Origin of the sequence: Chroococcidiopsis sp., from assembly GCF_051657925.1 — a bacterium.
GTDB lineage: Bacteria > Cyanobacteriota > Cyanobacteriia > Cyanobacteriales > Chroococcidiopsidaceae > Chroococcidiopsis.
In genome coordinates this window covers 1-7,324 of the sequence record NZ_JBOFLP010000290.1, presented here as the reverse complement: position 1 = coordinate 7,324, position 7,324 = coordinate 1, and the positions used below count along the sequence as shown (strand labels likewise).

Below are 7,324 nucleotides of genomic sequence, written 5' to 3'. Positions count from 1 at the left end.
GTAATTTTTCGGTCAAAACTCGCCCCTACGACTTTTGACTTTTGATTAACTACTGCTTCTGGGCAGAGTAGGTAAAAAAGTTTTGCATTGCACCGACCGTTTGAAACCGATATGACGGAATTACGCCACCAACGGCAAGATCGGTAGTATAGATGCTAAATAAAAGAAAGTTTTGGCGCTTGGTGTTATTAGCTACAATACGTTGGATGACAGGAGAACTAGAATCAACTAAGTCACTACAATTTTGCTGCAAAGCCAGACCGAAGATGTTCGCCGCTTGCGGGCAAACTTCATCCTTGATGTAAGTTCCTAACCGTTCGCCAGCATAAATCTCGTAGGCAGAGCGACCGGGATTAGTCAATGCCATTACCACTCCCAGCCCGCCAAGAACTGCTAATCCTATATAACTAATACTTGTCGATCGCTTCATGCTGCATATCTTATGTTACTTATGACTCTGTTGCTGGACTGAATGTAGGTTAGCTCGGTTCCAGTACCGATCTATATTGAGAAATAGCTGCTAAGATAGTATACTGGTATGTACAATGGCGAGCGTAGCCAAGTGGTTAAGGCAGAGGATTGTGGTTCCTCCACTCGTGGGTTCGAGTCCCATCGTTCGCCCTGATTGCAAATTTTGATTGAAAGCATCGATCGCGATCGTGCATAACTATACTCTGTTCATAGAATTTACTCCCTGGAGTACAAGGGTAACAGCTTCTATCAATTGCTCTGGTTCGATGGGCTGAGCAATATGCTTTTGAAAGCTTGCCGATCGCATTCTCCCGCATGGAATTGATTAATAGACAAATGCGATACACGCATCAGATAAGATGTGCAGCCAAACTAACCCTGGTTGCCAAAGATAACAATGTCCGTGGGGGATAAATGAACTCGAACCAAAAAAATTGTGCCAAAACTCCTGCATAGAAAGCTTTATAGAAAGTTTTTCTTTTTATGGTATCAAGCTAATGTTCGGCTTTGGCGATCGCAAATTTAATATTTTTTTCACTCAAGCAAAAATATATCCTTCCCCAAAGAGCCGTCAGATACGACAGAGGAAGGACAATTGGTTAGATTATATTAAATTTTTGTTACTGTTACTTTACAGATACCGCATCTACATCGACTGTACTACCAGTGGTGTCGGTGGCGTTAGCCGTGCTTTTACCTTTACGGGTTTTGTAGCCTTCGATCGCCATTTGGGAAACTTCTGATACCAATAGCGTCAATAAAAAGACATCATCCAATTGTCCAACAATCGGCAAGAAGTCGGGAGCAATGTCAAATGGCATGACGAAATACAATGCCGTACCGAGAATTATCCACCAACGGTATTTAGGATTGCGGAGAGTGTTACGATACCAGCCGTAAACAGATTGGATTGAAAAGTTCATTTATGTACCTCCAGCTCTCTTTTATCTTGACAAATAACTTAGCTTATAGAGGTGGGAAAAACCGTCGCTAAAAAGTTGGGAAGATACGATAAAGCGATCGCAATCTTTTCGCTCTCGCGATGGGTGACAAAACACGAGATGAACAGTTAAGACGCTTAAAATTAAATTGCTTATCAGTGGGCAGCAATCCAATCCAGTGGTATGCTGTGCCGAAAGAATCAAAGGAGGAATGGAACAACAGTGGATGTTATAGATATTTTCCGCAAAGGCGGACCCGCCATGTGGCCTCTGCTAGCACTGTCTATTTTAGCTTTGAGCGTGATCGTCGAGCGGCTGGGGTTTTGGTTTAAGATTTTTTCTCAAGAACGGGAAATTGTCGAGCGCGTTCTAGATGCGGCTCAACAAAACTGGCAAAGTGCTACAGAATTAGCCAGAAAATTTTCCTATCAACCTGCGGGTAGGTTCTTATACGCACCGTTACGTTTGTCTACACCCGATCCGGAAGTGTTTCGGCTGGCACTAGAGTCAACCGCAGAAGATGAAATTGCCTCTATGCGTCAAGGGGAGAAGATTTTAGAAGCAGCGATCGCGCTTTCGCCCCTGCTAGGATTGTTAGGAACAGTACTGGGACTGATTCAATCGTTGGGTTCGATTACTTTAGGACAGATCAGTTCGGCTTCTTCTGCTGGGGTGACCACAGGTATTGGTGAATCTTTGATCAGTACGGCAACAGGATTGATTGTGGCGATCGTCAGTTTGGTTTTTTATCGCCTATTTCAAGGATTTGCTGTAAACCAAATTAAAGTATTTCGCCGTGCAGGTAGCGAATTAGAATTACTATACCGTCAGTATTGGGTTAACCTGCAAGATTCTCCGACCGCTCCTCCTGCTTCTGCGATGACAACACCAGAAGTTATCCCTGAACGCGGTTCCGATCGGCGTTTTAGCTTCGACTTAGGCAATAGAAGGGCTGTTAATCCCGAACCACCAATAAATCCGCAAACAAACATAAATCCTGGTTACAGCGTTCCGCCTCAATCTCCCAGTCAGCGAGAAGATTCTGCTGCACCAGAAGTCTAGGAAGTCAAAAGTCAAAAGTCAAAAGTCAAAAGCAAGAGTAATTCGTGTCGTAATTTTCTGCTGTTAAAGCTAGTCATGTTATGAAAATTAACCTTCATTCACCAATTGAAGAAGTTCAAGTTCAAATTATTCCTCTGATTGATGTCATTTTTTGCATTTTGACGTTCTTCCTCTTAGCAGCACTGCAATTTACGCGCCAGCAGGCGATTGAAATTCAGTTACCCAAGGCGAGTACTGGTACAGCGCCGATGTTCCAATCGCGGTTGATTGTAACTCTCAAAGACGGACAACTTTATGTCGAGAAAGAGCCAGTACAAATAGATAAGCTGACACAAACGCTCAAAGCTTACACTCAAGCTAATCCCCTCGGGACAATTATTTTAAATGCTTCGCGGTCGTCGAGCTACAACGATGTGATTCAGCTATTAGATATCATGCGGCAAATTGGAGGCGATCGCGTTGCTTTAGCTACGACTCCTGGCTCTCCCGATTTACCATCTGGTTCTAATCTGTCATCGCCAGATCTTACACCCTTGGCTCCGATTAATCCTAACGCCGATCCGCGCCTGAATTCTACTGCGCCGATTGCACCCCAGTCGCCATGAACTCCAAGCAGTACAAATACAATTTCCCAACATGACAAAGAAGGAGATAGAAGAGCAGTAGGATTCAGCTTGTTTTCTGTCAATTTATAGATGAATTCTAGTAGTTCGATTCGCTAGCCTACTCCTATAAGCGAGTTATTCTCAATCTAAAACTCAAGGAGTTGTAGGTATGTTAATCGACTTATTAATTGCTTGGTTAGTAAGTGCTTCCAGCCTGTTGATTGTCAGCAAACTCCCGGTTGGTGTGGAAGTAGACAGTCCTGCTAAAGCATATCTTTCGGCAGCTGTACTAGGGATAGTTGCTGCTGTTGTTAATCCAATTTTAAGAGCGCTATTTTTTATCCCTAATTTGCTCACATTCGGTTTATTATCGGGATTTGTCACCTTTGCTATTTCTGCGATCGCCCTTGGTATTGCAGCTTCTGTAGTCCAAGGTTTTCGCCTCCGAGCAGGAATTTGGAGCGTTCTACTGGGGGCGCTGGCGCTTTCCGTTGTCAGCCATCTGATTTATGCCTTTGTAACTCCAGCTTACTAGAATTGACCTTGTTTGCATATTTGATTGGTAGGGGCGCGCGGATGTGCGCCCCTACAGACGTTTGTACTACATGACTAGGAACCAGACGGAGTTTTATCCTGGGACGAGCCGGAAGCAGAACCGCTATCACCGTTGCTGGTAGTAACACCAGCTTCTTTTTCTTGCAGGCGTTGTTGGCGCTTTCGGCGATCGGCTGAGAGGATATCTGCCATTGTAATCAGCGCTTGCTCGATTTTGTCGAGGTTAGAGCGGTATAGCTCTAAATCTTTGTTCAGCTTATCTTCTGGTACGTGCAAAGCGGTTGCTACTTGCTTGAGCGCTTCCACTCGCTGCTTCTCGTCTTTGATAAGTTCCGCATCTGCTAGTTCTAACAGGGTAAAGACACCAATCGCGAATAGGCGACTGTATTTGAACTTTGAGTTATGGGCGATCGCCTGCATTTGTGCTTGCAAATCCTCTGCACCTTGCAGGGAAGCTTTACCGTCGATCCAGTCGAACAGTTGTTGCGCCGATACGTTTTGCAATAATTGACGCAAGCGATCGGCATCTTGGCGATATCTCTGGGGATTATCTTCGATAGACTGACACAGCGCCTCAAAGATCGGTTCTTTATCCCGTTCTGGCTGGTAGCCCTGCATAAACCGCTCAAATGCCGTAACGACACCTAGAGCGTAGATGGGGTCATAGCGAAAATCAGCATTGACTGAGAGTAAATGCATTTCTACCATTAGTTCTTCTACCACCCGCCGATAGATCGTGTTAATCGGGCGGGTGTGTTGATTGTAGAAATTTCGCTTGGTATCGGAGACAGTACGCAGGTTATTCACAATTAAACATAGCGGGAAGACTTATTAAATTATTGTCTCGCTTTAACGTGACTTTTGCCAAGCCAAAGCCGATCGGTCTCAACGATTTACAATAAAAATCGGGAGTCGGGAGTCGGGAGTCGGGAGTCGGGAGTCGGGAAAATATCGGGTATGAGAAAAAAGAAGACAAGGGAGAAGTTAGAAATATGGTTACCCATCGCTGATAACTGATAGCTGATAACTGATAATGCGATCGCGAACTGCACGTCCTGAAGATATTGATTTTTTTCTGGCTCAGGAAGCTAGATCGGAATTTCAAAACTTTATTTTTTCCTCTAGCCGAGAACAACACCAGCACTACATAGACTCAGAAGATTGTCAATATTTCATCTTCCTAAATGATGAAACTGAAGCTGCGATCGGGTATGCAATTTTATCTGGTCTTACATCACCTCATGGCAATATTTGTTTAGTACGCATCGTTATGGCAAAACCAGGGCAAGGCTATGGTAAGCAGGCACTACGTTTGCTGTTAGATTGGGTTTTTAAGGAATACAAAGCTCATCGGTTCTGGTTAGATGTATTTGAGGATAACCACCGCGCTAGACACGTATATCAATCGGTAGGTTTTCGCGAGGAAGGATTGCTAAGAGAAGTCGTGAAGCAGCAAGATAAGTATGCCTCTCAAGTTGTTATGTCGATTTTGGAGCAGGAATACTTTCAGCAACTTTCTGAAAAAATTTGAATATGTTGTGTGGGCGAATACCCCTATGGATGCTGGTAGGAGCAGGTTTTGTCCAATGAACTTCAGACTTTGACACGGCTTCTCGCTCAACCTGCCCCTACAAACTTTTAACTTTTGAATTTCTTATGACTCTATCATCTGAACTAATTGCCCTCGCCGATTATATGACGGGTGAATTTGAGAATAAAGACCAGGCGATCGCCGATCCTGCTTGGTACGTCCACTTACGGCTGTGGCAAAAACCCGTCCCCCTATTTCAAGAAGATAGTATTACCCTATTTGCCGAACAAGCCAATGCTTTGTATTTAGATAAACCCTATCGTCCTCGGTTGATGCGAATGCAGGTGCGTGAGGATGGAAAAATCGAAGTACAATACTACATACCTAAAGATATCGCCGCCGTGCGCGGTGCTGGGGCAAATTCTGCGAGATTGCAACAATTTACTCCTGACGATTTTGAGTTATTGCCAGGTTGTTTATTAACTGTAATTTGGCAACAACTAGGTTCCAATGGCTACCACTTCAAAGCCGCAATCCCTCCCGATGTCAAGTGCTGTTTCACCTATCAAGGCAATACCCAACAAGTCAATCTCGGTTTTGAAGCCACAGCTGAAGAGTTTTTGAGTTACGACAAAGGCATAGATACAAATACAGGTGCGGCTAAGTGGGGCGCGATTATGGGTGCATATCGTTTCCGCAAAAAGTAAATTTTTAGAGTGTTCTGTCAAACAAGTCTTGGCGGGTGTTCTCCCAGTTTTACCCACATCCTACAAATACGAATCAACTGAGGACGGTTCATCTTTAAAGTCATAACTGTTGCTCTACCTATGGGTGTGAGTCCAACAATTTCTGTTGCCTCCTCGTTCCATAAGCACAGCAATTTCTAAAACGGTTACGAATTTGTTGCTGTAATTCAACAGAAATATATACACTCACGCTATGTCTGACTAGGAATGTAAATTTAGAGTGTATTTAGCTCTGGTTTTGAGGATCTTAAGTTGGTCAATCTACGTCAACAAACGATCTAGAACAGCTATTGCCTCTGTACAAAGTTGATTTTCAGCATTTCGAGCCAGTAACTCGTTTAGTTGAGTTTGAGCAGTAGGAGCTAGCAGACTATCTACTAAGGCTCGTAATTCATCTACACTTAGTCCTGATAAAATTTCTGCATCGGATGGACGAGAAACTAGTTTGCGATACGTCTCCATATCCAATAGTACGCCGACTTGTTCGCCCTCTTGATTCGTGATGTATTGTACTGAATCAGACATAGCTTTCTGCTCAAAAATTCTGATGAGTTGTAGAAATGTTACATGTCACGTCTCTACAACCCATACTTGCTTAAGGTTGCCAATTTGCCCAATCTTGGGGTTTGAGGAATGTTTCGTACAACTCGGCTTCGGGAGTGTTGGGTTCCGGCGTGTAACCGTATTCCCAGCGCACCAAGGGAGGGAGAGACATCAAAATTGATTCCGTGCGTCCGTTTGTCTGTAGCCCGAAGATCGTGCCTCGGTCGTAGACTAAGTTAAATTCTACGTAACGTCCGCGACGATAGAGTTGGAAATTGCGTTCGCGATCGCCATATTCTATATTCTTACGGCGATCGATAATGGGTAAGTAGGATGGTAAAAACGCCTCGCCGCAGTCGCACACGAAAGCAAAGATTGCTTCCCAGCTACGAGAGGGTTGATTACCCAGTTGGTTGCTATAAACAGCCGCCGGACTATCAGAATGGGGTCCGCGATATAACTGTCCTTCCCTACCATCTTGGTAATCAAAAAAGATTCCGCCGACACCGCGAGTCTCTTGACGGTGTTTCAAATAGAAATACTCGTCACACCAGCGCTTAAAGACTGGGTAGTATTCTGGATGATGGTTATCGCAAGCTTGCTTCAGTGTTTTGTGGAAATGGGCTGCGTCTTCAGCAAATGGGTAATAGGGGGTTAAGTCGATTCCGCCACCAAACCACCAAACGGGACCAGCCTCAAAATAGCGGTAATTCAGGTGAACTGTTGGTATGTAAGGGTTACGGGGATGTAACACCATTGAAGTACCCGTGGCATAAAATTTATGTCCTGCTGCCTCTGGGCGTTGGGTTAAAATCGACGGCGGTAAATGAGAACCCCATACCTCGGAGAAATTGACTCCTCCTTGTTCTA

The 7,324-nt window shown here is 44.3% G+C and carries 10 protein-coding genes and 1 tRNA gene; 6 read left to right on the top strand and 5 right to left on the bottom strand.

Translation table 11 applies throughout. The features are described 5' to 3' along the window. Positions 1 to 49: 49 nt before the first annotated feature. Positions 50 to 430: a DUF4359 domain-containing protein gene (locus ACRC32_RS23745; RefSeq protein ID WP_438556288.1), complete on the bottom strand. Its 381-nt coding sequence runs from the start codon at positions 428 to 430 to the stop codon at positions 50 to 52. A gap of 118 nt (positions 431 to 548) precedes the next feature. Between ACRC32_RS23745 and ACRC32_RS23740 the strand changes: the two genes are divergently transcribed. Further along, positions 549 to 621 (top strand) — tRNA-His (locus ACRC32_RS23740). A gap of 476 nt (positions 622 to 1,097) precedes the next feature. Here ACRC32_RS23740 and ACRC32_RS23735 read toward each other — a convergent pair. After that, the gene (locus ACRC32_RS23735) at positions 1,098 to 1,394 is read right to left on the bottom strand and encodes a YkvA family protein (RefSeq protein WP_317105977.1); all 297 of its coding nucleotides are present in this window, start codon (positions 1,392 to 1,394) and stop codon (positions 1,098 to 1,100) included. A gap of 240 nt (positions 1,395 to 1,634) precedes the next feature. Here ACRC32_RS23735 and ACRC32_RS23730 point away from each other — a divergent pair, with 240 nt between their 5' ends. The 3 genes from ACRC32_RS23730 (at position 1,635) to ACRC32_RS23720 (ending at position 3,614) form a co-directional block, all read left to right on the top strand. Then, positions 1,635 to 2,474, top strand: coding sequence for a MotA/TolQ/ExbB proton channel family protein (locus ACRC32_RS23730; RefSeq protein WP_438556287.1), 840 nt, complete (start codon positions 1,635 to 1,637; stop codon positions 2,472 to 2,474). A gap of 80 nt (positions 2,475 to 2,554) precedes the next feature. Next, complete coding sequence (locus ACRC32_RS23725; protein WP_317105975.1) at positions 2,555 to 3,079, top strand: ExbD/TolR family protein; 525 nt, start codon at positions 2,555 to 2,557, stop codon at positions 3,077 to 3,079. Between the two features lie 169 nt (positions 3,080 to 3,248). Beyond that, entirely contained in the window at positions 3,249 to 3,614 is a 366-nt protein-coding gene (locus ACRC32_RS23720; RefSeq protein ID WP_438556286.1) for a phage holin family protein, read from the top strand. 74 nt (positions 3,615 to 3,688) lie between these two features. On the opposite strand, the gene psb29 is transcribed toward ACRC32_RS23720, so the two are convergent. Further along, entirely contained in the window at positions 3,689 to 4,441 is a 753-nt protein-coding gene (psb29, locus tag ACRC32_RS23715; protein ID WP_438556285.1) for a photosystem II biogenesis protein Psp29, read from the bottom strand. 226 nt (positions 4,442 to 4,667) lie between these two features. On the opposite strand from psb29, the gene ACRC32_RS23710 reads away from it, so the two are divergent. Together ACRC32_RS23710 and ACRC32_RS23705 are read left to right on the top strand one after the other, a co-directional pair. Further along, positions 4,668 to 5,165 (top strand): GNAT family N-acetyltransferase, encoded by a 498-nt coding sequence (locus ACRC32_RS23710; RefSeq protein WP_438556284.1) that lies wholly within the window; start codon positions 4,668 to 4,670, stop codon positions 5,163 to 5,165. Between the two features lie 125 nt (positions 5,166 to 5,290). Next, positions 5,291 to 5,872, top strand: coding sequence for a chromophore lyase CpcT/CpeT (locus ACRC32_RS23705; protein ID WP_438556283.1), 582 nt, complete (start codon positions 5,291 to 5,293; stop codon positions 5,870 to 5,872). A gap of 300 nt (positions 5,873 to 6,172) precedes the next feature. Here ACRC32_RS23705 and ACRC32_RS23700 read toward each other — a convergent pair whose 3' ends face one another. Both ACRC32_RS23700 and hemF read right to left on the bottom strand, forming a co-directional pair. Then, positions 6,173 to 6,436 (bottom strand): hypothetical protein, encoded by a 264-nt coding sequence (locus ACRC32_RS23700; protein ID WP_438556282.1) that lies wholly within the window; start codon positions 6,434 to 6,436, stop codon positions 6,173 to 6,175. A gap of 70 nt (positions 6,437 to 6,506) precedes the next feature. Next, positions 6,507 to 7,324, bottom strand: an 818-nt coding sequence (gene hemF / locus ACRC32_RS23695) for an oxygen-dependent coproporphyrinogen oxidase (RefSeq protein WP_438556281.1), incomplete at its 5' end; no start/stop codon positions are given.

Bases quoted from the DNA above. Each gene is read 5' to 3' on its own strand.
- ACRC32_RS23735 (WP_317105977.1), bottom strand. From the start codon at position 1,394: ATGAACTTTTCAATCCAATCTGTTTACGGCTGGTATCGTAACACTCTC.
- ACRC32_RS23705 (WP_438556283.1), top strand. From the start codon at position 5,291: ATGACTCTATCATCTGAACTAATTGCCCTCGCCGATTATATGACGGGT.
- ACRC32_RS23725 (WP_317105975.1), top strand. From the start codon at position 2,555: ATGAAAATTAACCTTCATTCACCAATTGAAGAAGTTCAAGTTCAAATT.
- ACRC32_RS23720 (WP_438556286.1), top strand. From the start codon at position 3,249: ATGTTAATCGACTTATTAATTGCTTGGTTAGTAAGTGCTTCCAGCCTG.
- ACRC32_RS23700 (WP_438556282.1), bottom strand. From the start codon at position 6,436: ATGTCTGATTCAGTACAATACATCACGAATCAAGAGGGCGAACAAGTC.
- ACRC32_RS23745 (WP_438556288.1), bottom strand. From the start codon at position 430: ATGAAGCGATCGACAAGTATTAGTTATATAGGATTAGCAGTTCTTGGC.
- ACRC32_RS23710 (WP_438556284.1), top strand. From the start codon at position 4,668: ATGCGATCGCGAACTGCACGTCCTGAAGATATTGATTTTTTTCTGGCT.